Origin of the sequence: Aureispira sp. CCB-E (genome assembly GCF_031326345.1) — a bacterium.
GTDB lineage: Bacteria > Bacteroidota > Bacteroidia > Chitinophagales > Saprospiraceae > Aureispira.
Genome location: NZ_CP133671.1, coordinates 5639732 through 5663952 on the forward strand (window position 1 = coordinate 5639732; position 24221 = coordinate 5663952).

Genomic DNA, 24221 nt, shown 5'->3' on the forward strand with positions numbered 1-24221 from the left:
TTCACAAAAGTAACGATTAACAGAACGGAGTACATACGATGGTTCTTAAATTCAATTTATTATGCGTTTTTATCTAGTTGTTTATTTATTGCTATTTAGTGTTGCTTGTACCAATACCTCCTCTCCCTCTCCTACACTTGATGCTATTCCGTACCCAAAAGAACCTGCACTAATTCCTCAGCCTCAACATTTGGATATTACCTCCTCTCAATTCATTATTAACGCTGAAACGGTACTTTGGATAGATGATGTTTATCAAAAAGAGGGGGCATATCTACAAAAACTATTGCACCATTCTATGAATGTTGATTTAAAAGCAACCTCTTCAGCTGAGCATAATTTTATACGCCTCACTTCTCTTAAATCAAAAGAACCCTTGCCAAAAGAAGGTTACCATCTTCAAATTGATAGTAATCAAATTATTATTTATGGTAACGATGCCGCAGGGGTTTTCAGAGGGATTCAGACACTCCGTCAATTATTACCTAGCACCTTCCACCAAAAAGAGCAACAAGAAGCTTGGGCAGTACCTAGTTTAGTTATTAACGATCATCCTACATTTCAATGGCGAGGTATGCTACTAGATTGCTGCCGACACTTTTTCAGTAAAGAGGTAATCAAAAAATACATTGACCTATTGGCATATTACAAAATGAATGTTTTGCATTGGCATCTAACAGAAGACCAAGGGTGGCGCATTGAAATTGATCGCTACCCCAAACTTACCCAAGTAGGCGCTTGGAGAAAAGGGGCGAATGGCGAACCTTATGGTGGTTTTTATACCAAAGAAGATATTCGAGAGATTGTTGCCTATGCACAAGAGCGTCACATTACCATTGTCCCTGAAATTGAACTTCCAGGGCATTCTCAAGCAGCTATTGCAGCCTATCCGCATCTTTCTTGTACAGGCGAACAACTCGAAGTTGGAACTAAATGGGGGGTATTCAAAGATGTCTACTGTGCTGGTAATGATAGTACCTTTCAATTCTTAGAAGCGGTCTTATCCGAAGTTATGGACTTATTTCCTGGAGAATACATCCACATTGGTGGCGATGAGTCTCCAAAGTATCGCTGGGAACACTGCTCAAAATGCCAAAAAAGAATCCAAGAGGAAAAATTAAAAGATGAACACGAACTGCAAAGTTATTTTATCCAACGCATCGCAACATTCTTAGAAAATAACGGCAAAAAGTTGATTGGTTGGGACGAAATTTTGGAAGGTGGTTTGGCAAAAAATGCAACGGTTCAGTCTTGGCGCGGCATGGGAGGTGCTTTGGAAGCAGCTCAACAAAATCACAATGCCATTAGCTCTCCAACTAGTCATGCTTATTTTGATTATAAGTTGGATGCCATTGACTTAGAAAAAGTCTACTCGTTTAATCCTATTCCTCAAGATTTGTCTACAGACAAACACCACTTTATTCTAGGAGGCGAATGCAATATGTGGACAGAGCATGTTCCTAATGCTCAAGTTTTGGATGAAAAAGTCTTTCCTAGATTACTCGCTATGACTGAAGTTTTATGGTCGGCACCTACTCAACGCAACTATTCGGAATTTTATCAAAGAGTGCAAGCCCACTACCCTAGCTTGGAAGCACTAGGGGTACAATACGGTGCCGAAACAATGCCAATCAGTATGGAAGTATTTACATCCACAGAGAGCATCAATATAAAGCTAACGAAGGGAACACCTGATTTGGAGTTGTATTACACAGTCGATGGCTCTACCCCTACCCTTCATTCTACAATGTACGAAACGGCCATCCCAATCAAAACAACAACAGAATTACAGGTTCAAGCATTTAAAAATAATAAACCCTACGGAGTACCTATTCAAAGAACCTTTACCAAGCATTTGGGTAATGGGCTAGAGCCTTCTTTGAGTTATGAATATAGTTCTTACTACACAGGAGGAGGTGTGCAAGCTGTAAGCAATGGCGCTAGAGGAAGTTTAAATTTTAGAGATGGGAACTGGCAAGCCGTTCAAAAAGTTCCAATGGAAATCACTATTGATTTGCAAGCACCTCAACCAATTTCTAAGTTATCAACTGCTTTTTTCCAAAAACAAGACTCTTGGATATTTTTACCTACCAAAATTGACTTTTTTATGTCTAATGATGGGCAGAACTTTACTCGCTTGGGAACCGTTTCCAACGATGTTTCGCCTAAAAAAGATGGTTCATTCATACAAACATTTGAATTAGAAGCTAAAAATACTACTGCACGTTATGTCCGTCTAAAAGCTCATAACATTACTTATTGTCCAAACTGGCATGCCGCCGCAGGTAGCGAAGCTTGGTTATTTATTGATGAATTTGTAATAGAATAATAATGGTCATTGAAATTTGTTTAGATAGTCCTCAAGCGGCTTTATTAGCACAACAATATGGCGCTCAACGAGTCGAACTTTGTGCCAACTTATTGGAAGGGGGCACTACGCCTAGCTGGGGCTGTATCAAAACAACCCGAAAAGCAATTGATATTGATTTGTTTGTACTCATTCGCCCTAGAGGGGGTGATTTTTATTATAACGCTTATGAAATAGAACAAATGCGGCACAACATAGAAGTCTGCCATGCATTAGGAGTGGATGGTGTTGTGATTGGTGCCTTGGATACAACAGGAGCAATTGACTTAAAAACAACAGAAATGTTGGTAGAACTAGCTCGTCCTATGCAAGTAACGTTTCATCGTGCGTTTGATCGTTGCAAAGCTCCTCTTAAAGCTTTAGAGCAATTAATAGACTTAGGCGTTGACCGAATCTTAACATCTGGGCAAGCTAATAAAATCGACCAAGGACTCCTTCTTATTGAGCAGCTGATTCAACAAGCTAATAAAAGAATCCAAATTCTTCCTGGTTCTGGCGTTGGTCCCCATAATATCGCACAACTAAAAGCAATTGGGGCAACAGAATTTCATTTTACGGCACAGCAATTTGCCAAACAGACGACAAGCTTTCAACACCCTAATTTCCCTAATACTGAGTATCAAAAAAAATTATTTGATGTTCAAAAATTAAAAGCCTGTGGGGAGATTATTCATCAAACTATTGGCAACTAAATCACCTTTTCAGGACAGCTACCAATCATTTCACTTTCTGACCTTAACAATTATGTCTCAGCTTTTTAAATTAATTTTACTAGTTCATAGCCTGCTATTCTTCTACGCTTGCACAACGCCTTTAAACATACCAACTATTGAAAAAATAGATTTAACTGGAGATTGGCAATTCAAGCAAGTTGGTAAAACGGGTTGGACAAAAGCTGTAATTCCTAGTGTTGTGCAACTAGATTTATTAAACGCAGGCTTAATAGAGGATCCTTTTTATGGTACGAATGAAACAGAAATTGGCTGGATTGAGTGGGAAGATTGGGAATATCAAAAAGATTTTGAAGTATCTGAAACATTGCTCCAACAAGATGTTATTGAGTTGGTTTTTGAAGGACTGGATACTTATGCTGAAGTTTGGATCAATGGACAAACTGTGTTAAAATCAGATAATATGTTCCGTACTTGGCGCGTCAATTGTCAAAAACATCTCAAAGTCGGAAAAAATCAATTAAAAGTTGTTTTTAAATCTCCACTCAAAGAAAAGGAAGCAGCCTTTCGTAACTTAGGTTATACCCTTCCTGCTGGCAACGATGCGGGCAGTCCCAAAGTAAGTCCTTTCGTTCGCAAAGCGCCCTACCATTTTGGATGGGATTGGGGTCCTAGGGTGGTAACGATGGGAATTTGGCGACCTGTTTATCTAGAAGCATATAGTTTTGTCAAGCTTCAAGATGTTTATTATGAACAAACGTCCATTAATACTCAAAGAGCAGCCCTTACCGCCCACATTCAATTGGATTACCCGAACTTGGAGGAAGAAAACCTGACTATTGTCATCAAAAATGATACACAAATTCTAGCAACGGAATCCATTCGCCCCAATCAACGAACGTTTCAACATCAAATTGACTTTTCTATTCCTCAGCCCCAATTGTGGTGGTGCAATGGTTTGGGAGACGCCCATTTGTATGAATTTACAATAGACATTTCGAAAGACAAACAGTTGTTGTGCTCTCAAACAAAAAAAATTGGCTTGCGAAAAATTGAACTCGTACAATCGCCCGATTCTATTGGAACAAGCTATTATTTTAAACTGAATGGACGTCCTGTTTTCATGAAAGGAGCCAATTATATTCCGCAAGACAACCTACTACCTAGAGTAACCCAAGAAGCGTATCAACAAACCATTCAAAACGCTGTTGATGCCAATATGAACATGCTCCGTGTTTGGGGAGGTGGAATTTATGAATCTGATTACTTCTACGAGCAATGCGATGCTGCGGGGCTTTTAGTTTGGCAAGACTTTATGTTTGCTTGTGGTATGTATCCTAGCGATTCTAATTTTGTTTATAATGTTCAAAAAGAAGTAGAACAAAATGTGCAACGATTGCGCAACCATGCTTGTATTGCGCTTTGGTGTGGTAATAATGAAATTGAAGTAGCTTGGAACAACTGGGGATGGCAAAAACAATTTGGTTACTCTCCTCTAGATTCGACAACCATTATCCAAGGTTATCAAACGATTTTTGAACAAATAATTCCCAATACCCTACAAAAAATGCAGGTTCAACAGCCTTATGTTCCTACTTCGCCTCTAAGCAATTGGGGAACTCCTGACAATTTCAAACACCACAGTATGCACTACTGGGGAGTTTGGCATGGTCGAGAACCTTTTGAAAACTATACAACCAATGTTGGACGATTTATGAGCGAATATGGCTTTCAATCCTTTCCAAATATGCAAATGGTACAACAATTTTCGGATTCTAGCCAATGGCATTTAGAAAGTGTTGTTATGAAACATCATCAAAAAAGCTATATTGGCAATGGAATGATTAAAAAGCATTTAGAAACGTATTACCCTACCCCCTCTTCTTTTTCAGAGTTTGTCTATTTGAGTCAATTAACACAAGCTTATGGGATGCAATTAGCCATTCAAAGTCATCGCCAAAGTAAGGGGCATTGCATGGGAACATTGTATTGGCAATTAAACGATTGTTGGCCAGGTCCCTCTTGGTCTAGTATTGATTATCTGGGGAACTGGAAAGCCTTACACTATCAAGTAAGACAGCTTTACCAAGATATTCTGATTCGAGTTCAACCAACAGACAATCATCAAGTTCAAATTGATCTTGTATCTGACAAAATGCAGGATACTAGAGGGCATTTATTAATCGAAGTTGTTCGTTTTGATGGCACCATTTTAAATACGATAAAAGAGGAAAACTTATCGCTGCGTTCGAATCAACAAGGTTTGCATTTCACCTACCCTTATTCGACCTTAGTTGGTGCTGCCCGACCCAACAACAGCTTTATTCGAGTCCGCTTTTCTACTGCTTCAGAAAATTACGAGCAGTTGTATTATTTTCTTCCTCCCAAAAGATTAGCTCTAAGCAAACCAGACCTCCAAACAAAATTAACTCCTATCAAAGGGGGCTTTGAATTAAGTATCACAAGCAATACCTTGATAAAAAATCTTTTTGTGCAAGGCAATAAGCATGGTAATTGGAGCAACAACTTTTTTGATTTGCTTCCCAACCAGCCCCAAAGTATCGTCTTAAAAACAACTGAAAAAATAACTTTAGAAAATTTGTATTTTTTATCCATCAATACTTTAATTTAAGTATTTGTTCGGAAAAAAATCGAGCAATAATATTCTTATAAACACAACAAGTACACAATTATTTAGTAGTTCGTGGATTTTTTAGCTTTTTTGTAAAAAACTAAAAAAGCATCTTTGCATCAGTTTGATTATCAATTCTTTAAAAAATCAAACAACAAAAGTACACTATATTGATAATCAAACTGATGCGATTTTCCCACGAACTATTGAATTATTAATACTTAAAAATATTTCAATAATTTATGACCTATGTTTATTTAGCCCTAGCTATTTTGTGTGAAGTAGTCGGCACCTCTTGTCTTAAAGCGAGTAATGAATTCAAAGAATGGCTCCCCACTTTGGGGGTTATTTTAGGCTATATAGGTTCCATGTATTTCATGACCTTATCACTTCGAAAGTTAACCTTAGGAACTGTCTATGCCACTTGGTCTGGATTGGGCATTGTTCTTGTTGCACTCTTCGGTTTTATTTTTTATAAAGAAAAATTGGATACTGCTGCAATTATAGGGATGAGTTTAATTATCGCAGGGGTATTAATTATGAATTTGGTTTCTAAAACTAATGTGCATTAGGGTATCCTTTTAAACAACTATAACACTTTAATGAATCAATTATGCCAATTAAAGTTACAGAAGATTAAAAAATTAGCCAACAAATCCTATCCTCATATCGTTCTAAAAGTAACCCCTTAAAACTATATTTCTATGTTAAAAATGAAATCTGCTTTATTTATTTTTCCTATACTTTATTGTATTCTAAGTTGCAAACCAAAGAAACAACAGTTACCTGAAAACAAATTTGTGATTGAATTCTTAAATGAACTAATAGAAAGCAAAATTCTAAACGAAGATAAAAGTCTAGTATACCCTTCTATACTTGTTCATAAATCAATTTTTGATAGCTATATTAAAACGATCAAAGAAAATACTCTTTGGGAAAAAAGTATTGATAGTTTAAATCAACAATCCATTCAATCAGCATTTCAACTAATTGAGGGAAAATTTCATATTGATACATCATTATTCCCCCATTACATTCCTTTCCTTGACGTTGGGCAATGGTCTTTATCTTTAAAAGAAACGTATGAGATGAAAATGTATTTAAATACTCTAGATCAAAAAACAAAACTTGATACAGATTATCTAAAATTTAGTAAAAATAATGACTCTATTTGGTATGAAATTTCTACTCCAATTTTCACAAATGATAAACAAAACGCTTATTTAAATATTTCTGAATACTGCTTGACTTTTATGTGTGGTTCTCATAAAGAAGTTCTGCTTTCTAAAAATGAAAAGGGAGTTTGGGAGGAAACAATTTTATCTCAAAGTTGGAATTAAACAACCCTTAAAATAATCTACAGACCTCTTTAATGACACCCCACCCCAAAAAACCTACTTTTTAACCAATTGCTGCACTCCAATTCTATATTCGTCTTCAATACGAATAAAATAAACTCCTTGAGGTAGATTGGAAATATCAATAACCGAGCTAGCATTGTTCAAGGTTCTAGATTGTACTTGATGCCCTTGCAAATCAAGAATAGTCACCACACTGTTCGAAGCAAAATCTTTGCTCTGGATGGTAATTTCATCTTGACTAGGGTTAGGATATACATCAAATACCAAGTCTGCTTTTAGAGTTTTGGCATTATTAGTTGACAAGTTCGTTTCTTTGGCTGCTTTTACAACAGGCTGAATTCCTATCCCAGTATAATGTTCCACTTGTACATAATACAAGTCACTCTGCAAATCAGAAATATCAATGATTCCTTGTGTTTCTTTACAAAGTGTTTGTGTTTTTATAGGGTTTAGGTTGTTGTCTAATAATTTTACCACGCTATTTTCTAGGCAAGTAGCCCAGACAACTTCTAATTGTTGGTTTAAATTATTCAATTCTACTTTAAAATCTAAATTAGGTTTATTGCTAATTTGTGCTTTTGAGATAGAAGTAGTACCAACTAAAAATAATGAAATTAGAATCAAGTGAAACATTGCTTTCATAGTGTTTCTTTTTTAGGTTAAACAAATAGGAATTCGTTAATTATATTGTTTGGTGTAGTAACGACCCTTTACTCAACATAAAGTCGTATAACCATTATTAACAACAAGGTTAAATGCGCTACCTTAAGAGGCAAATGGTAGATGGGATTCTTTTATAATATTATATTAAACTAGACATTAATTAGTTACTGTACGAATAAAGTCGATAAATAGGTACATAATTTAGATTAAAATATTCTCTAAGGCTGAATAATTAACTGTTGGTAAGCATATTTTTCGCCATTGCACTCTAATACAAGCCAATAAGACCCCATCGCTAAGTTTTCCGATGACATCATCCAAACACCTTGTTGTGCATTCAATTCTTTCTGTAAGACAAGTTGACCTAGATTATTATAAACTGACAAACTACCTCTATAATCACGCATAGCTGGCAACTTATAATGAATGGCTGTTTGTATACTAAATGGATTGGGTTGACAACGAAGATAGGCGTCGTCTTCCAACGATTTTATACCTGTTGGCACATAAAAACAAGCGGAGCTGTCTTGATAGGTTGCCAATGGATTATAATTTAAAGCCAAGGTATCCATACAACCATAAACCAAACACCGTTCTAATAATTGGTATACATCCAGCTTGCCATACCCCCAATGAATATTGGGCAAAGCCAATACCTCTACCAATACAAAAGAATCTACCTTTGCGCTACTTTCTAATGCTTGTAGAACATCGGCATAATTCGCATAAGGTTTACATTGAAAATACAGCGCTACAGCTCCTGCAACCATCGGAGCAGCCATTGATGTTCCTCTATTAAAAATATGCCAACCGTCTGCATCCAAACGGTTATTATTAATCGTTTTATAATAATTTAAAGCTCCTAATGTTGACGCAGACATCACCTGCCCCCCTGGCGCTGTTATATTTGGTTTTTGCAGCCCAGTGCGCGTGGGTCCTAAACTCGAAAATCCAGAGATTCCAAATTGAGGGTAACCAGGAGTGCCGACCTGCAATGTATCGCCAAACCAAGAAACAGCACTTGTTCTATTTTGATACGAACTTACGGTGATCACTTTTTCTGAACAGGTCCAATAACCAACAATACTTTGTATATTGTCAGGACTAGTATAGTCAGACACAGGAACATCACTAATCATATCCGATGACTCCAATAGCGTCTCGTGACTCCACACATCATATTTTCCTGTCCCTGTAGTCGTCAATTGCCAACGCCCCAAATTAGAAGAAGAATGTAAATTGACACGCACCTCATAAGCATCTTCATATTGATCGATTAAAATTTCTAAGGTGACAGGATTGCCATTTGCATCTAAAAATAAGACTTGAGAAAGTGTCGCAACAGAACCTGTAAATGAAAAATCCTCCAATACATTATAAGTACTTGTTTGTGCAATTGTTTGTTGATTTTGTGGATTGATTAATTGAAAAGAAAAATCTATTTCTGAAAATGTAGCAGTATCAGCATATAAATCAAAATGTACTTTTCGTCGAGCATTGTGGTATTTGAACTGCGTCTTGGAGCTACTATTATTTAAAGCTACTCCTAGGTGAATTGGAAATGCTCTAGCATTGCCCCCCGCTTGTATCAAGGCACGACCATTTTTTTCTTCCAGCATATTATCAATCAACTGACTGTACAAATCCTTCCCATCGTGGCCACTAGAATAACTCCCAACACTTGAATTAATAGCACAAGCCTGCCCCAAACTGTCTGCCTTGCCAAATAAATAATGTATGCCATCCACAAAACTACTCAAGAAGGTGGCATCTCTAGCAACACTAACACAGGCTAAATTCGCCTTGGGTGCAATCCCCAAATATTTTCCAGAAGCACGCGCATTGCCAGCAGCCGTTCCCATCACATGAGAACCATGTTGGTCGGGTTGATGCGTACACTGATGGTTGTCAATATCTGTTTTTTTCCAAGACGCTCCATAGCCATAATACGCTTCATGATAAGTGGTATTATTAGAAATTTGATCCCACAAATATAGAATTCTAGTTGTAGAATCTGGATAACAAAAATCAGGATGTTGCCACTCAAACCCATCGTCAATCACTCCCAACAAAACTCCTTCTCCTTGAAACCCATGTGGTAGCAAACCACCTCCAGCATGCGCATCCCAAACGTTATTATTCGTCAACATAATCGTATCTTCCGAATAAGCTAAATGCCTCCCCTTGGCAACCCTATATTCAATTCGCTGTATATCAGAATGTCCCAATAACTTTTCAACGGTTGCCAAGGAAATATAAACAGAGGCAATATTTTTTACCCCATATTTATACGTTCCACCATCAGTCGTTACAATTTGCTGGATCGTATTCAAATTTCCCTTTACCAAAAGGGGCAAAAGTTGTTTTGAATAGTCAACTAAAGCCGTGTTTTTTAGTTTTAAGTATAAATCTGTACTTAGTTTAGAAGGTTGCTGTGCCCTTACTTGGAGCGCCCAAAAAGAGAGTAAAAGTATCCAATATTTCATATAGATTTGTATTACATTTCGTTCAGAAGTTGTTATTTATAAAATTTGAACTGGTTCTCAGCTAACTTTTTGGGGTAATTAAATTCTAAGGTCAATTTATTTATATGTTGTTACAGTACAGATTTTTTGGGAAGATTGGGTACTATAATCTGGAATATTTAAATAAAACCACGACTCTTATTTTACAAGTTTTGGGTATGTCAGTAGATAGCAATTGAGAAGCTTATACGATACTCCTTGTTACTTGCTCACAGCAACTTAATTTAAGAATAAATAATTTAGAACCTTTTTATATTGACATTTAAATTCCAATTAAGTTGGGCATTTTTAACATTTTTTATAACTTTTGGGCTGATTTAGCCACTTGTTTACAAAAGTGTGTTAAACACCAATCAATCATCAATCAATATTAAGGTAACAATTTATGGAGCGATTTACTCTATTGCTTTGTTACTAATAAACTTACAAAAATAAATTAGAATATGCAACAGGCCATATTTGCAGTTATTTTACTGATAACTTTTGGGCTTGCCTTTAGAAAATACAAATTTGTGTATGACAACATCATGTTGGGGCAAAAAGATAAAATTGAAGGCGATCGTTCGCAGCGCATCAAAAACGTTTTAATGATTGCTTTAGGTCAAAAAAAGATGTTTAAACGTCCTTTGGCGGCCGTTATGCATTTGTTCATTTATGTTGCTTTCCTATTTACCCAAGTTGAGTTGATTGAAATTTTTGTGGATGGTCTTACAGGATCACACCGATTTTTCAGCCACTACTTAGGCATTATTTATACCATTTTGATTAGCTTCATTGAAATTCTATCTTTAGGAGCGTTGGTTGCTACGTTTGTATTTTTGGCTCGTAGAAATTTATTAAAACTACCCCGTTTTGTCAAACCAGAAATGGAAGGTTGGCCCAAATTGGACGGTAATTTAATTTTGTACGGCGAATTTTTATTGGTTTTGTTCATTTTTATAATGAACAGTGCCGATATGCAAGCTCATCCTGATTTAAATTTCTTAATAAGTGGTCAATTGGCACCACTCTGGGGGGACACCATTTCTCCACAGAGCCTACACATAGCAGAGCGTGTTGGTTGGTGGGGACATATTTTGGTTGTATTTGCTTTCTTGAACTACCTACCCTATTCCAAGCACTTGCACATTATGTTGGCTTTTCCCAACACCTATTATGCTCGTTTGACCCCAAAGGGAGAAATGAAAAACATGCCAGACATTCAAGCAGAGGTTGCTTCTATGTTTGATCCCAACGCTGCTTTTGACGAGCCAGATCCAGATGCACCAATGCCAAAATTTGGTGTAGCGGATGTTTTTGATTTGCAATGGACAGATATTTTAGCGGCATATACTTGTACAGAATGTGGTCGATGCACCTCTGTTTGTCCTGCTAATTTAACTGGCAAAAAACTATCGCCACGAAAAATCATGATGGACGTACGAGATCGTGCCGAAGAGATTGGGAAAAACATTGCGGCGAACAAAACTGAGTTGATAGCTGATGATAAAAAAGAGTCTACAAGTGTTCTGACAGCTGAAAATTATGACGATAAGAAAAATCTATTTGATTATATTTCAACAGAAGAACTACGAGCTTGTACGACTTGTAATGCTTGCATGGAAGCCTGTCCAATTATGATTAGTCCAGTGGACATTATTATGGATATGCGTAGAAACCAAATCCTAGAGCAATCGGATTCTCCTGAAGAATGGAACAATATGTTCAATGCCATTGAAAACAATGGTGCTCCTTGGGCTTTTTCTCCCGATGATAGAGATAAATGGATTGAAGAGGCAAATGCCTCCTAAAATCCCTCAAAATAATACTGTCAAGCTACTTGAAAAATATCAAGTAGCTTTTTTTATGCTGCTATTTTTTAACCTTACCATTGTCAAATAAGCATAAAAACAACAGGGCACAAAATGAAAAACAGCAAACAAACATAGTTCTTTTTAGTGCGAAAAAGATTGAACAATTCTTTAAACCCTTACTTAGGAATAAAAAATCACTTGTTATAGTCATTTTTTTTTTGTAAGTTTAGCGCTTGAAATTATATTATTTTTTCTCAAGAAGAATCCTATTATCAAATAAATTATGACTTTAGAGGAATACAAAGACGTATTGCAGCTTTATAAATTATCCAGTAGCTGGATTGAAGATTATCTTCGCAATAATCTGGAAAAACACAGCAGTAAATTAAGAAAGCAGTACAAAGAAATGCAGCAACTGCAAACAAAAACTGGACAACTTATTGAAAAGCAAGCTAGTGACGTGGGCGAAGATTTGGACGCTGGCGATTTGCAAGAAAAAATCATTGCGTTAGCCAAAGGCTCTGTTGCTTTTGCGTCTTGTTTTGGAGATATACAAACTTCTTTTGATAGCAAAGCCCCTGTTTCTAAAGAAACAACTCTTCTAGCAATTCAACTAAAAAAGTTAGTTTCGACTTGGTATGGCAAATTTTCTGATTCTTCTCAAGATAATAGTACCAATATCTTGATGGCTCATATTTATGATCAAGCAAAAAAGCTTATTGCTGCTCCCAAAACATTAAACGACGATGGTTATTCTATTGTTTTTTATGGTTCCAAAAGTTCTCGCTGTAGAAATATGCGCAAAAATATTGAGCGGGCACAAGAAGAATTCGAAGGCTTGTTGGACATAGAATTGCATTTGGTCAAAGATGAAGCTAAAATTACGCATCAACTCGGAATTGAAAATTTCCCAACGATTCTATTCAAAAGAGGCAAAAAAGTAGTTTCTAAACATGAAGGGTACTTGAGTATTTCTTCTGTGCAACAAAAAATAGGTATTCTGTTAACAGGTGCTAATTTTTCTGATAGTAGCACCGTAAAATCTATCTCTGAACTCAAATCTGTCAACCAAAAAGAACTTTATAATTTAGGCGAACATCTCCTATTTTATTTTGTCAAACCATCTTGTGGTATTTGTAAACAAACGACTTCTGTTGTTGATAAACTTTCCAATGCTTATCACAAAATCAAATTTGAAAAAATAGAAGTGGACCACACCCACATCTTGCACAAAAATTTCGGTGTAAATGAAGTACCTGCTTTAGTTTTTGTACACGATGGCAAAGTAATCGGTAAACATACTGGTTATATCAATCCATCTAACTTAAAACGCATCATGGAGCAATTTGCCATTTCTAACAAAAAGAACATTGGCAATAGTACTTCTGGCAACGTAACCATCATAGATGAAGACTTAGACAATGCTAAAAAGGGCAGAAGAATCAAAGACAAACATTCTTCTAATAAAGAAAAAATAGTTTAATCCTCTCTAAAAGCAAAAAAGTGCTGTTGAAATTAATATTCAACAGCACTTTTTTTATCTTTTTGCCAATAGCCTAAGCTTCTGCAATTTCTTTTAATAGAACATTTAGTTCCTTAATTTCTTCTCTATTGTATTTGTTGGTTGGGTTGGTCAACAAGCCCAAATAATACTCAAAACTAGAATTTTCCTCGTCCAATTCAATTTCTTCTTCTTCCCAATAAGGTAAGTTGTCTAAGCTACCATGATTCCCAATGTGCTCGTAAGCCAAACGAATTGATTTAACAATTGTAGGTTGCTCCAATTCCTTAAACAACTCTCTCATAGCCTTCATTTGCTCAATCATTTCTGGGGTTACTTCCTTATTTGTTTTATAAGCTGTAACTAATCCTTTAATAATTTCCTTAATAGAATTAAGTACATTTTTATCAACCGTCTTTTTCATATTTAATTAGTCTCTTTCTACAATTATAAAGATCAAAATTTCGCTTTTAAATCAATTGTTATCATATCTAACTTAAAACTAAAGCAATCGTTGACTATTGCAGCGTAAAAGTTAGTTACAAGATGGAACTATCAATGAATTGTCCTTAGAATGAAAGTGATGACTCATTGCTTTATTCCCGCTTCCTTGTACATTACTTCGTGGAAAAACAGGCAATTTCATGCAACAATCGATGATGCGTCACTTGAGTTTACCAAACAAATGTACGCTATTTTTTTGTAATCCTAAATTGAATGCGTTCATTTTTTTGGCGACCTTCTATTGTTTTATTCAAGGCAATAGGACGAGATTGACCATAGCCTCTGTACGTCAGTCGTTCTTTTCTGATTCCAGAGGACAATAAATAATTATAAACGACCTCTGCCCGTTTTTTGGATAAAATTTGATTTTTTTGAGGATCTCCTTTATCATCTGTATGACCAGATATTTCTACATGGTAATTAGGATTTAAGCGCAACGTACCAACCAAATCATCTAAGGCCCCTTGCGAACCTGACAACATTGTAATTTTTCCTCTTTCAAAATCTAGATTTTGCATGATAACTACTTGCCCTAAATAATACTGTTTTTGCTGTACTTTTACATCCAAAACAATGCGTTCTTCTCCCCTTGTTCGAATCAAGTCGAAAGAACCACAATCGCAACTAAAGTTGGTGCTTGAATTGGTAACACAAACATCATCAATGTAGTAGTAAGCAAAGTCAACATGAGGATTTTTGAACGTATCGTTTTCTATGGCACCTGTAACTTTTGTTTTTTTATCATCATCAAAATTACCCAATACCAAATAACGCTCTCCTCCTTGTGCCTTATATTGACAAGTTATCTCTACCCAAGCGCGTTCATCTAATGGCGAGCGATCTTCTTGCAACATATAAGTCATATTTTTAGTAACAATTGGCAACTCATCTTTTTGATTGATTCTAATTTTAGAAGCCGTCATACCCAAAGCACCTACCGCCCTGTTAGAAGATTGCGCCAAAAATACATGTGCTTTTACACAATACGTATTTCCAGCCAACAAAGGTTGCTTGAGTTCTAGTTGTACATATTCTCTAAAGTTGCGTTTTAGATATCGGCTAGCATAAGCATAAATTCCAGTATATGCATAACCTGATCGAGCCATACAACGCCCCATTTTGTTATAAGGCACATCTACATTTTTCCCTGCTGCCCTTTTGTGAAAATAGTCTGGACTTGCTTCAGTTGGCGAAGACCAATAATCCACCATTCCCCATTCTCCCAAATCTGTCGGCACCTTTCGATACTGTTCAAAGCTTGGGTTTTTAACCATATTTTGTAACACCTGAGCATAAGTTGTCGTACCAATCAATAAAAGTGAAATTGGCACTAAAGTAACCAGTAGGGATTGTATTTTATTCATAGTTTTAAGACTTGCTATGACGGTACTTATTGGGGTTCGGGAGTACCATTTTTTAATAATTTTTTGCAATAATTTACTCCTTAAAATTTAAGCTACATTTATTTCCTAAACATTCATATAGAAGTTATTTATTCTTCTAACACATCCTTTGCCTATCTAAGATTTAAGGTGTAGTTTTGCGCTACGATTCGTTTATTCTGATTAAAGCAGCATCAAAAATAAACATTTTAGACAAGTCAACAAAAGATATGACAATAAGAGTCTGCTTATTGAACTTTATCTCAAAATTCCTTTGCCCTAAAGTTCTATCATTTCTTATTTTTTAATGAACATAAGAAGTATTAAGTAACCTTTTCGAACCTTATATTTCAATCAATAAAAGTTAATAGTAATCACAAAATGAAAATTTTAAAAAAAGTTCTAAAATGGACATTTGTTGCCCTTGCCTTATTTCTAACCTATGTTATCATTTGCCTTCTGCATGGTACCGCAACAGATTATCAACCTCAAGAAGTCATTGAATTAAGTCTTCCTAAAGGCAATACTCCTGACACCATCCAAGCTGGGACATTACGCTTTTTGAACTGGAATGTAGGATATGGGGGCTTGGGAGCTAAATCTAATTTTTTCTATGATGATGGCAATCCTTTTTTCTTTTCTGGAGGCAAAATGGTTCGTTCTCCCAAAGCCTACGTAGAAGAAAACATACAGGCAATTGCCGATTTTGTTGGTCAACAACAAGCAGATTTTGTGCTTTTACAAGAAGTAGATTTAAATTCTAAACGCAGCTATTTTATCAATCAATACGAGACATACCTAAAAGAACTGCCCAACTATAGCAGCAGTTTTGCCCCCAATTATAAAGTGGAACGTGTTGTTATTCCTGTTGCTGAACCGTGGAATGTCATGGGAAAAATGGAAAGTGGTCTTGGAAGTTATTCTAAATACAAACCCAGTCAAAGTACCCGATATCAGTTCCCCGGTTCTTATGGTTGGCCAGATTATATTTTTCACTTAGACCGCTGTATGTCATTACAACGCTACCCAACTGCACACCCAGAAGGCAAAGAGTTGATTGTTATCAATACCCATAACTCTGCTTATGATGGTGGCAAATTGAAGGATGATGAAATGGCATACTTCAAGCAATTGGTTTTAGAAGAATACAACAAAGGCAACTACATTGTAGTTGGTGGCGACTGGAATCAAACGCCTCCAGGCATTGCCTTTGATGCTGTCGGCAAATCAATAGGCATCGAAACCGATTCTAGTTATTATGCGGCTAATATTCCGAGCGATTTTATGCCTCAAGGCTGGCAATGGGTATACGATCCTGTTGTTCCGACCAATAGATGCGTAATTGATGTTTTAGAATATGGCAAGACAAGTGTCACTTTGGTCGATTTTTATTTGGTTTCGCCTAATGTAAACGTTAAGAAAATAGAAGGCAAAAACTTACAGTTTGAACATTCTGATCACAATCCTATTTTGCTAGAGGTGGAGCTCCTAGGGCTTCAACCAACTATAGATAGTATTTCGACAGATTCTCTTGCTCCAAATTCTTAAATTAGTTACATTCTGACTTCTCAACTAAGAACTAACACATGGAATCATCTAAAACTACAATGTGACTCAAAGATCGCCTCTCTTTTAATCATTTTTTATTTTTTTAGAAGAAACCTGTAACATTGGTACAAGATTCGTATTAAGACCATAAGTAAGTAAAAATTTAAATAAAACTGTAAGTATGATTCGCACGTTCATTATGGTACTACTTAGTAGTATAGGGTTTGTTTCTTTTGCTCAAGAACCACCGCAAGAAGAAACGGCAAAAGTCATTATAAAAACACAAAAAAAACGAGGGGATGTTGTTAACGATAGTCTCTATCAAATTCGCATTCAGCAATCGGAACTAGACGGCATGTACATTCCTAGAGATCTGTACGATGTTTTTAACGAGCTAGACAAATTGATGGATGACGATGCTAAACAGACTTTCATGGCATATTCTGATGCAGAGGTAGATCGAAAAACACATGGCTCTTTAGGGGTTTGGTTGGAACACAAATGGTCACTCAGCGAAGGCTCTCGACTATCCGAGTATTTTAGAAAAATGCGAGTTCCTCATTATGACTATATGATTGGAATTATTATCACCTCCTATCATCGTCATTTGCACGGTCGAGATTTAAAAATTAAGGAACAAGTTACTTTTTTTAGAAAACTTTGGGCAAAAAAACAACAGGCTAAAGCAGAAGAATTGATTCAGCGCGGCACTGTTAAAGAATAAAACAAACAACACAATCACCTTACTTCCAGTGCACCGCAAAACAACATAAACATATTTCAGATTGCAGTGTACTGGAAGTGGCTTGTTAAAAGCTTCCAAAGTCTCATTTTCTATAAACAGCATCTAAAGCTGTATGCAACTGAACACTTTTCAGATTGGGTAATTTCTTGAGTGCATCCACAAAAATTGCTGCGCCTTCCATTGATGAGTTTTTCACGTCTATTTCTTTTAAATTTTCCAACGCTGAAATAGGAAACGTAAGGGGAATGTACTTGCCATCTAACACCAATTTTTCCAATTGTTTAAGGCTAAAAATTTCGTTAGGAATTTCAGTGCTATCAGATTGGTATGTCAACTTTTTAAGTGCCTTTAGTTTTCCTAGTTCTTCCCAACCTTGTTCATAGAAATTGGCATTTGTTAAGTCTAGCTCTTCTAAATTTTCTAAAGTACCAAAATCTTGAGGTAATCGAATTTTTTCCCTTTTATACTCTAGAATTAACTTTCTTAATCTTCTCATTTTTGCTCCCCCATGCTGACTTGTGAGCGCATGAACGGGATAATGCCTACCTTCTAATACTTCCACAATATCCATATCAAACAAGTGATTGATAATTTTCCCATCTCCTTCTTGTAAGAACAATTGACCATTTTCAACTCGTCCATTCCAAAACAAAGCAGCTTCCTCTTTTTGTTCTATTTCAGGTAGTTCTTTTATAGCATCCGTATACAAACTAGGAAAAGGATATTTTTGGCTGTAATAATTGTAAGCATATTTTAACAATTCAATGGGTTCAATTTCCGTTTCCGTACAAACTTTTTCGAGGTAACGCTTTGCATCAAAAAATCCCACTCGATTCTGTTTAAAATTGAATCGTATTTTTAATACTTCCAATAATTTTTCAGAAGCATTTAATGTCAGAAGATTTTTAGACTTTCGAACAATTTGGGCATTCTTACTAAATTTATGCACAAAAAACAACGTCGTCATTAAATCTTTAGGAACACCACCACTTTTCAACAACTCTAGTGCAATAAGAACATTTTCATCTATCAATGTCACCAGCATTGCTCTTAGATGAGCAACATTACTAGTAGTGCTTTCTTCATCTTCTAATAAATAAGCAGGGGCTACTTCATCCAAATAATGATTCAGCTCTGTTTCTGTCAATAAGATAAGCGCATTATCTAACAAAGCTTCTGTCTTCTTTATATTTTTGCCCAAAACAACATGTGAAGTCTTTGCACCTTTTTTAGCCACTACTGCAATTCCTAAATCTTTTAACTGAGCTTTTAATGTTGCTTTTTTCTTTATCGTTGTCCCCAATACAAGTAATTCACTTCCTGCCTGAAAGTTTTGTTTATCAAAAGGCTGTAATCGACTACTTATTTCTGCCATAACAGCAGCTCTAACTTTTAGATGATTAACAGGATAACACCCTAAAACCTCGGCATTAGAAAGTGCTTTTTTAGCCTTTTTTTTGTCTGATAATAATAGACAAATTGCTTGGACAACCCCTTGATTTTCTAATAAGTTTGCTTTACTTAAAGCTTTTTTTATGGCTAAAATATCCTTGACCGATTGTTTGCTACTTTCCCGCCAAAACAATTTAAAATCCAAAAGCTTCTCGTTCAACTCAAAAACCCAAGGATGCAGCCATCCCATTGGATTTTCAAACCAGTTAAACAATTGAAGTTGAGGAAGCAAACCGAAATTTGCCGTTATCGTTTCAATCTTGTTGTTATCAACGGTCAGCTGCTCTAATTTTGTTAGTTGACCAATTTTCGAAGGCAGTATGGTGAGTTTGTTGTTGGGTAAATACAGTTCTTTTAACTGAGTATGCTGATAAACCCAATCAGGAATTATTTGACAACCATTCGTTCTCAAATCTAAGGTTTCTAGATTAGGCCAGTAACAATGATTGGGCAGGTCAAAACTTGGAATCTCATTTGCCGATATTTCTAAGCTAAGCAATTGAGGCATTTTTAACAAGACACTAGGAATTTCTTTTAGCTGACAATCGTAGAGTGTTATTTTTTTGAGATGCACCAAATTAGCCAATGTTTCAGGCACTTCCAATGCCTTGGATACCACTCTAATGCTTAGTTCTTCCAAATTTTTTAAATCCTCGATATAAACAGGCAAAGCCCCGCCTCCCCAAAAAGCAATACTCAATTTTCGCAACTTCTTCAATTGTGTAATTTCGGGAGGAATAGCATTTAGTATACGAACAGAAAGTATTTCTATATTGGTATACTCAAAAACATCGTCGGGCAACAAACCTGTGTTTCGATCTGTTTCGACATACAGGTGTTGTACTTTCGATTTCTGAGTTTTGGGGGCATTTTTATAGGAATATTGTTTCATAATTCAGCCAAGCAACAATTAGTTTACTTTTTTCTTGATATTAAAAGACATCCCTATTTCTGGTAAAAATAATGTTTTACCAGCTTCTGAAAATGCTTTTTTAGCTGCTGAATGATCTAATTTTATAGGTGGAAAAGTATCAAAATGGCAACCAATAATAGTGTTACACTGTATAAAATTACTAGCCAATACCGCATCATCATAGCCCATTGTAAAATGATCGCCAATTGGCAATATGGCAAAATCAAGTCGTGGGCACATCATTGGAATTAGTTTCATATCCATTGTTAGTGCCGTATCGCCTGCAAAATAAAATGTACCACTGTGATCATTGCTAATGACAAACCCCACAGGATTGCCCCCATAAGTACCGTCTGGCATAGAACTAGAATGTACAGCATTAACTAATTTAACCACCCCAAAATCAAATTTAGCCTTTCCTCCTGTATTCATACCGATCCCCTCTATCCCCTGCTTTTCAAACCACTGAACAATTTCATACACAGCAATAATTTTTGCATTACTCTGAATTGCTATTTCTAAAGTATCTGCAAGATGGTCCCCATGCCCATGAGACAACAAGATAAAATCAGGTTGAATGTTCTCCAGGTTAATTTTCGAAGATTTGGCTTTGGGATTAGGAGTTATAAAAGGATCAAACAACAGTTTTTTATTTCCTACTTCTACAAGAAAACAACTGTGCCCATAATATGTAATTCGCATATTTTAATTTACTTTTAGAGTGATTTTATAATGGTTTAACAATATCAACCTACTGCCGACATAAAGTAGTTTTGCTGTTTTTGTATCATAATCTAGTAACACGAACTTAGGAGAAATGCCATAAAATACTATAAACTATTTCAAAAATAAAATTGCTTAAGCCATTATTGTAAGCTTCCTTAAAGTTATCTTATTATTGTATCGTATTTTCTGATCATTGATTAGAAAATTACTCCGTTAAAAACACGCAGCAACAGCGCATCTAACTAAAAGCAAAGCGCTCACGAAGCAAATCATATTAACTTAATTATCAACAAGATGCTTTTTATGTTTTTTGTAAAATTCGAATCGAACGCAGCGAGCTCACAGCATAGCAAGCAACAAAGATTCCCAAAGTAACAACTAAAAAAGCAACAGAGTATTATTACATTACTCCGTTGAAAAATCGTATTAGCTTAGCTACGCTGCTACTACGTGGTATTGCATGAGTGCTTTTTTATGTTTTTCGTAGAAAAACTAAAAAATCAACGGAGTATTATTATTATAATACATGGTTTAAATATACTTTGGCTATTAATTTATTTCAAAATTTGAAAATTGAAAAATCTTATCCATGGTATTTTTTAACTTTCTAAAATAGAAATCCGTAAACAGTCTACTCATTCTAAGTAAAACGAAAATAAAAAAATGATTACCGTATTCTCAGGAACAAATAGAAAAAATAGTCGCACTCAATTGATTGCAAGTTATATTTACGAACAACTAAAAGCCCAAACAGAAGAAGAAGTACAATTATTTTGTTTAGAAGATTTGCCCCATGATTTTTTACATGCAGACATGTACAGCGAAGCGGGGCAATCCAAAGCACTAGCAAGCATACAAGACCAATATCTTGTCCCTGCCAACAAATTTTATTTTGTTGTTCCTGAATACAATGGAGGTATTCCTGGCGCATTGAAGTTATTTATAGATGCTTGCTCTGTTCGAAAATATGTGGACTCATTTCACGGAGGCAAGAAAGCTGCTTTAGTTGGGGTTTCGGCAGGTCGCTCGGGAGGTCTCAGAGGCTTAGAGTATATGACGGGCTTCTTAAACTACCTTAAAATTACCGTGCTTCCCAATCGTTTGCCTATTTCTCTAATTGAAATGCTATTGACCGACGATGCACTGACGGACGAAGGTACGCAAAAAGCCTTGCAACAACAGATCACAGAATTCTTAGAATTTTAATGCGATCCTTATGGGATAAGAATCGTTCCTTAAAAACAATTCTTATATTTGCTTGCATACAAAAATAGTCGCCAGACTGCTTTATTTTATCATTTTAACATCAACTAATGTTTACTGCTATTACATGGAATCCTGACCCTATTATTATCGAATTTGGTGGTTTTGCTTTGCGTTGGTATTCCATGCTATTTGCTACAGGCTTTATTATTGGCTTTTTTATCTTGCGTCAACAGTTCCAAAAGGAAGATGTAAGCATGGAAGTTTTAGACAAAATGCTACTCTATTCTGTTGTCGGAACCATACTGGGGGCACGAATTGGCAATTGTTTATTTTACGATTTTGCCTATTTTTCCAAACATCCTTTAGAAATTTTACTCCCCTTCAAGTTCTCACCACAGTTTGAATTTACTGGTTACCGTGGCTTGGCAAGTCATGGCGCCATGCTAGGGCTCCTACTTGCCTATTGGTTGCTTTCTCGAAAAACAGGAAAATCTATTTTGTGGTTCTTAGACAAAGGAGCATTGGTTGCAGGACTTTGCTTGGCCTTTATACGAATGGGGAATTTCATGAACTCCGAAATTGTTGGTGCCCCAACCGATCTACCTTGGGCATTTATTTTTCCTAAAGTCGATGACATTGCTCGTCATCCTGTTCAATTATATGGCTTTGTCGTTTACCTTAGTCTTTTCTTTTTTACACTTGCTTACCACAAAAAAGTCTTTGGAAAAGTAAAGGATGGACATGTTTTTGCTGTTTTCCTATTTTTGCTAGGCATCTTACGTTTCTGTATGGAGTTTATAAAAAAACACTATGTTTTTGATCCCGATAGTATTATTAACATGGCGCAATTGTTGAGTTTGCCAATGATTTTAATTGGTGCTATTCTCGCTTGGAACACAAGAAATAAAACGTTGGATTCTTGATGCTCCACTGTAGTCCTTTGCTTCAATAAGTCCACCTAAAATGATTATAGACCCTGAAGATTATTCTCTTGTAAGAGATTATATTAACACTATAAAAGCACAAGAAGCTATTTTATGGGAAGGGCGAATGATTCCTTTAGAAGTGAAGAATACTCTTTTCAAAGATGAAATTTTGCTTATTATTAATCTTATATTACTTCTAATAGGTATTTCCATTGCCACTTTTTTAATTCATGTTGGGTTAACAATAATTATTTTATCTATCTTATTGGGTGCTTTTTTATTTATTTTGCAACAACGACAAAAAGACATCCAACAAAACAAACTCAAATACAGCAAATACCTTATTACGTCCAAACAATGCATTCTTGTTCATTGGTATCAACAACAAATTCATATCAATGCGGTTAGTGCAAAATCGATTAAACAAGTACAAACACATCGAAATGCTAATGGGGAAATTGCTGTCTTGTTTCATACAAAACAGGCGATAAACTTTGAGATGTCCTATTTTATTGATGATAAAAATACCGATTTTATCGGATTCATTAACATAGGAAATCAAGCCAATAGAGTCACTAAAATTATCCGTGAGCACCTACTCCAAGAAAAATGAAATTTAAATTCAAAGACGCTGCTTTAATCCACGACTACCTTTCAACCATTAAAACAGTTGAAACGGTTTTGTGGGAAGGAAAAATGGGCAAACCGCTTAAATACTTAGAAAACTATAATTCAGGATGTCTTTTCGAAATACTATTCTCTTTCTTTTTCTTTGTTCTCATTTACAATGTAAGCAATGACGATAACTTTGATCTCCTATTTTTATTTTCTATTCCTTGCTTGATTGGTTTAATTAAATACCATCAAACCATCAAAATCAAAAAACTAGATCTAGCTAAAAAGCACACACAATATATCATTACCAACAAACGTGTCATTTTTATCTTGTATAAAGATAATCAAATCCACATTGAGTCTATTCCGTTTAGCAATATAGAAAAAGTACATAGCAGCAAACAATCGGATGATACTGCCAACATTTATTTATCTACGATCCAACCTGTCTCCTTTCAAACATTCAAATATTGGTCTCAGAAACCGCACCAGCAGTTAGTTATGGTTCAAGTAGAAGCGCCCGAAAAAGCGTTAAGTATAATTCAGTCGCACTTGCTTTAAACGCTCTTTTTTATGAGTTTAACCACTCTACTACTTTCCTGTCAAAAGGGAAAAAAATACTACTCAGCGTTTCTTTTAAGCATAGTTTTTGCTATATTAATTAGGACAATAGATACGACATTTGCATCC

19 protein-coding genes are annotated in these 24221 nt (G+C 35.7%); 13 read left to right on the forward strand and 6 right to left on the reverse strand.

The genetic code is table 11. From position 1 onward, the window contains the following. The first annotated feature begins 61 nt into the window (after positions 1–61). The 5 genes from QP953_RS22070 to QP953_RS22090 all read left to right on the forward strand — a co-directional run bounded on the left by QP953_RS22070 (position 62) and on the right by QP953_RS22090 (position 7011). Positions 62–2329, forward strand: a complete 2268-nt coding sequence (locus QP953_RS22070; RefSeq protein WP_309552975.1) for a glycoside hydrolase family 20 protein — start codon at positions 62–64, stop codon at positions 2327–2329. A 2-nt stretch (positions 2330–2331) separates the two neighbouring features. Further along, on the forward strand, positions 2332–3060 hold the full coding sequence (locus tag QP953_RS22075) for a copper homeostasis protein CutC (RefSeq protein ID WP_052594209.1): 729 nt from the start codon (positions 2332–2334) through the stop codon (positions 3058–3060). Next, positions 3026–5671 (forward strand): glycosyl hydrolase 2 galactose-binding domain-containing protein, encoded by a 2646-nt coding sequence (locus tag QP953_RS22080; protein WP_309552976.1) that lies wholly within the window; start codon positions 3026–3028, stop codon positions 5669–5671. The genes QP953_RS22075 and QP953_RS22080 overlap by 35 nt, the downstream gene beginning before the upstream one ends. Before the next feature lie 242 nt (positions 5672–5913). Then, positions 5914–6243 (forward strand): SMR family transporter, encoded by a 330-nt coding sequence (locus tag QP953_RS22085; protein ID WP_309552977.1) that lies wholly within the window; start codon positions 5914–5916, stop codon positions 6241–6243. A gap of 132 nt (positions 6244–6375) precedes the next feature. Beyond that, on the forward strand, positions 6376–7011 hold the full coding sequence (locus tag QP953_RS22090; RefSeq protein ID WP_309552978.1) for a hypothetical protein: 636 nt from the start codon (positions 6376–6378) through the stop codon (positions 7009–7011). A 54-nt stretch (positions 7012–7065) separates the two neighbouring features. Here QP953_RS22090 and QP953_RS22095 read toward each other — a convergent pair whose 3' ends face one another. Further along, the gene (locus QP953_RS22095; protein ID WP_052594205.1) at positions 7066–7674 is read right to left on the reverse strand and encodes a T9SS type A sorting domain-containing protein; all 609 of its coding nucleotides are present in this window, start codon (positions 7672–7674) and stop codon (positions 7066–7068) included. Between the two features lie 239 nt (positions 7675–7913). After that, positions 7914–10181: a S8 family serine peptidase gene (locus QP953_RS22100; protein WP_309552979.1), complete on the reverse strand. Its 2268-nt coding sequence runs from the start codon at positions 10179–10181 to the stop codon at positions 7914–7916. Positions 10182–10663: 482 nt separating this feature from the next. Here QP953_RS22100 and QP953_RS22105 point away from each other — a divergent pair, with 482 nt between their 5' ends. Together QP953_RS22105 and QP953_RS22110 are read left to right on the forward strand one after the other, a co-directional pair. Beyond that, positions 10664–12010 carry a (Fe-S)-binding protein gene (locus tag QP953_RS22105; RefSeq protein WP_052594201.1) on the forward strand — a complete coding sequence of 449 codons (1347 nt, stop codon included), beginning with the start codon at positions 10664–10666 and terminating at the stop codon, positions 12008–12010. A gap of 286 nt (positions 12011–12296) precedes the next feature. Next, positions 12297–13496: a thioredoxin family protein gene (locus QP953_RS22110; protein WP_052594199.1), complete on the forward strand. Its 1200-nt coding sequence runs from the start codon at positions 12297–12299 to the stop codon at positions 13494–13496. A gap of 73 nt (positions 13497–13569) precedes the next feature. Here the strand turns inward: QP953_RS22110 and QP953_RS22115 are convergent, their stop codons facing one another. Together QP953_RS22115 and QP953_RS22120 are read right to left on the reverse strand one after the other, a co-directional pair. Continuing rightward, on the reverse strand, positions 13570–13938 hold the full coding sequence (locus tag QP953_RS22115; protein ID WP_052594197.1) for a hypothetical protein: 369 nt from the start codon (positions 13936–13938) through the stop codon (positions 13570–13572). Between the two features lie 268 nt (positions 13939–14206). Continuing rightward, positions 14207–15382: an OmpA family protein gene (locus QP953_RS22120; protein ID WP_052594195.1), complete on the reverse strand. Its 1176-nt coding sequence runs from the start codon at positions 15380–15382 to the stop codon at positions 14207–14209. Between the two features lie 399 nt (positions 15383–15781). Here QP953_RS22120 and QP953_RS22125 point away from each other — a divergent pair, with 399 nt between their 5' ends. Together QP953_RS22125 and QP953_RS22130 are read left to right on the forward strand one after the other, a co-directional pair. After that, positions 15782–16948, forward strand: a complete 1167-nt coding sequence (locus QP953_RS22125) for an endonuclease/exonuclease/phosphatase family protein (RefSeq protein ID WP_052594194.1) — start codon at positions 15782–15784, stop codon at positions 16946–16948. 181 nt (positions 16949–17129) lie between these two features. Further along, on the forward strand, positions 17130–17672 hold the full coding sequence (locus QP953_RS22130; RefSeq protein ID WP_052594192.1) for a DUF6794 domain-containing protein: 543 nt from the start codon (positions 17130–17132) through the stop codon (positions 17670–17672). A gap of 103 nt (positions 17673–17775) precedes the next feature. On the opposite strand, the gene QP953_RS22135 is transcribed toward QP953_RS22130, so the two are convergent. Continuing rightward, positions 17776–20037 carry a leucine-rich repeat domain-containing protein gene (locus tag QP953_RS22135; RefSeq protein WP_309552980.1) on the reverse strand — a complete coding sequence of 754 codons (2262 nt, stop codon included), beginning with the start codon at positions 20035–20037 and terminating at the stop codon, positions 17776–17778. 18 nt (positions 20038–20055) lie between these two features. After that, the gene (locus QP953_RS22140) at positions 20056–20760 is read right to left on the reverse strand and encodes a metal-dependent hydrolase (RefSeq protein WP_052594189.1); all 705 of its coding nucleotides are present in this window, start codon (positions 20758–20760) and stop codon (positions 20056–20058) included. A gap of 687 nt (positions 20761–21447) precedes the next feature. Here QP953_RS22140 and QP953_RS22145 point away from each other — a divergent pair. From QP953_RS22145 to QP953_RS22160, 4 genes are all read left to right on the forward strand, one after another. Then, entirely contained in the window at positions 21448–21990 is a 543-nt protein-coding gene (locus QP953_RS22145) for an NAD(P)H-dependent oxidoreductase (protein WP_309552981.1), read from the forward strand. 107 nt (positions 21991–22097) lie between these two features. Then, a complete protein-coding gene (lgt, locus tag QP953_RS22150; RefSeq protein ID WP_309552982.1) occupies positions 22098–22913 on the forward strand; it encodes a prolipoprotein diacylglyceryl transferase in 816 nt (271 codons plus the stop codon). Between the two features lie 40 nt (positions 22914–22953). After that, positions 22954–23529, forward strand: coding sequence for a hypothetical protein (locus QP953_RS22155; RefSeq protein WP_309552983.1), 576 nt, complete (start codon positions 22954–22956; stop codon positions 23527–23529). Then, the gene (locus QP953_RS22160) at positions 23526–24092 is read left to right on the forward strand and encodes a hypothetical protein (protein WP_052594181.1); all 567 of its coding nucleotides are present in this window, start codon (positions 23526–23528) and stop codon (positions 24090–24092) included. The genes QP953_RS22155 and QP953_RS22160 overlap by 4 nt, the downstream gene beginning before the upstream one ends. The last annotated feature ends 129 nt before the right edge of the window (positions 24093–24221 follow it).

Excerpts from the sequence above, each read along its gene's own strand:
- QP953_RS22120 (WP_052594195.1), bottom strand. The coding sequence starts at position 15,382 with ATGAATAAAATACAATCCCTACTGGTTACTTTAGTGCCAATTTCACTT.
- QP953_RS22130 (WP_052594192.1), top strand. The coding sequence starts at position 17,130 with ATGATTCGCACGTTCATTATGGTACTACTTAGTAGTATAGGGTTTGTT.
- QP953_RS22135 (WP_309552980.1), bottom strand. The coding sequence starts at position 20,037 with ATGAAACAATATTCCTATAAAAATGCCCCCAAAACTCAGAAATCGAAA.
- QP953_RS22160 (WP_052594181.1), top strand. The coding sequence starts at position 23,526 with ATGAAATTTAAATTCAAAGACGCTGCTTTAATCCACGACTACCTTTCA.
- QP953_RS22105 (WP_052594201.1), top strand. The coding sequence starts at position 10,664 with ATGCAACAGGCCATATTTGCAGTTATTTTACTGATAACTTTTGGGCTT.
- QP953_RS22095 (WP_052594205.1), bottom strand. The coding sequence starts at position 7,674 with ATGAAAGCAATGTTTCACTTGATTCTAATTTCATTATTTTTAGTTGGT.
- QP953_RS22125 (WP_052594194.1), top strand. The coding sequence starts at position 15,782 with ATGAAAATTTTAAAAAAAGTTCTAAAATGGACATTTGTTGCCCTTGCC.
- QP953_RS22115 (WP_052594197.1), bottom strand. The coding sequence starts at position 13,938 with ATGAAAAAGACGGTTGATAAAAATGTACTTAATTCTATTAAGGAAATT.
- QP953_RS22110 (WP_052594199.1), top strand. The coding sequence starts at position 12,297 with ATGACTTTAGAGGAATACAAAGACGTATTGCAGCTTTATAAATTATCC.
- QP953_RS22100 (WP_309552979.1), bottom strand. The coding sequence starts at position 10,181 with ATGAAATATTGGATACTTTTACTCTCTTTTTGGGCGCTCCAAGTAAGG.
- QP953_RS22155 (WP_309552983.1), top strand. The coding sequence starts at position 22,954 with ATGATTATAGACCCTGAAGATTATTCTCTTGTAAGAGATTATATTAAC.
- QP953_RS22145 (WP_309552981.1), top strand. The coding sequence starts at position 21,448 with ATGATTACCGTATTCTCAGGAACAAATAGAAAAAATAGTCGCACTCAA.
- QP953_RS22075 (WP_052594209.1), top strand. The coding sequence starts at position 2,332 with ATGGTCATTGAAATTTGTTTAGATAGTCCTCAAGCGGCTTTATTAGCA.
- lgt (WP_309552982.1), top strand. The coding sequence starts at position 22,098 with ATGTTTACTGCTATTACATGGAATCCTGACCCTATTATTATCGAATTT.
- QP953_RS22070 (WP_309552975.1), top strand. The coding sequence starts at position 62 with ATGCGTTTTTATCTAGTTGTTTATTTATTGCTATTTAGTGTTGCTTGT.
- QP953_RS22140 (WP_052594189.1), bottom strand. The coding sequence starts at position 20,760 with ATGCGAATTACATATTATGGGCACAGTTGTTTTCTTGTAGAAGTAGGA.
- QP953_RS22090 (WP_309552978.1), top strand. The coding sequence starts at position 6,376 with ATGTTAAAAATGAAATCTGCTTTATTTATTTTTCCTATACTTTATTGT.
- QP953_RS22085 (WP_309552977.1), top strand. The coding sequence starts at position 5,914 with ATGACCTATGTTTATTTAGCCCTAGCTATTTTGTGTGAAGTAGTCGGC.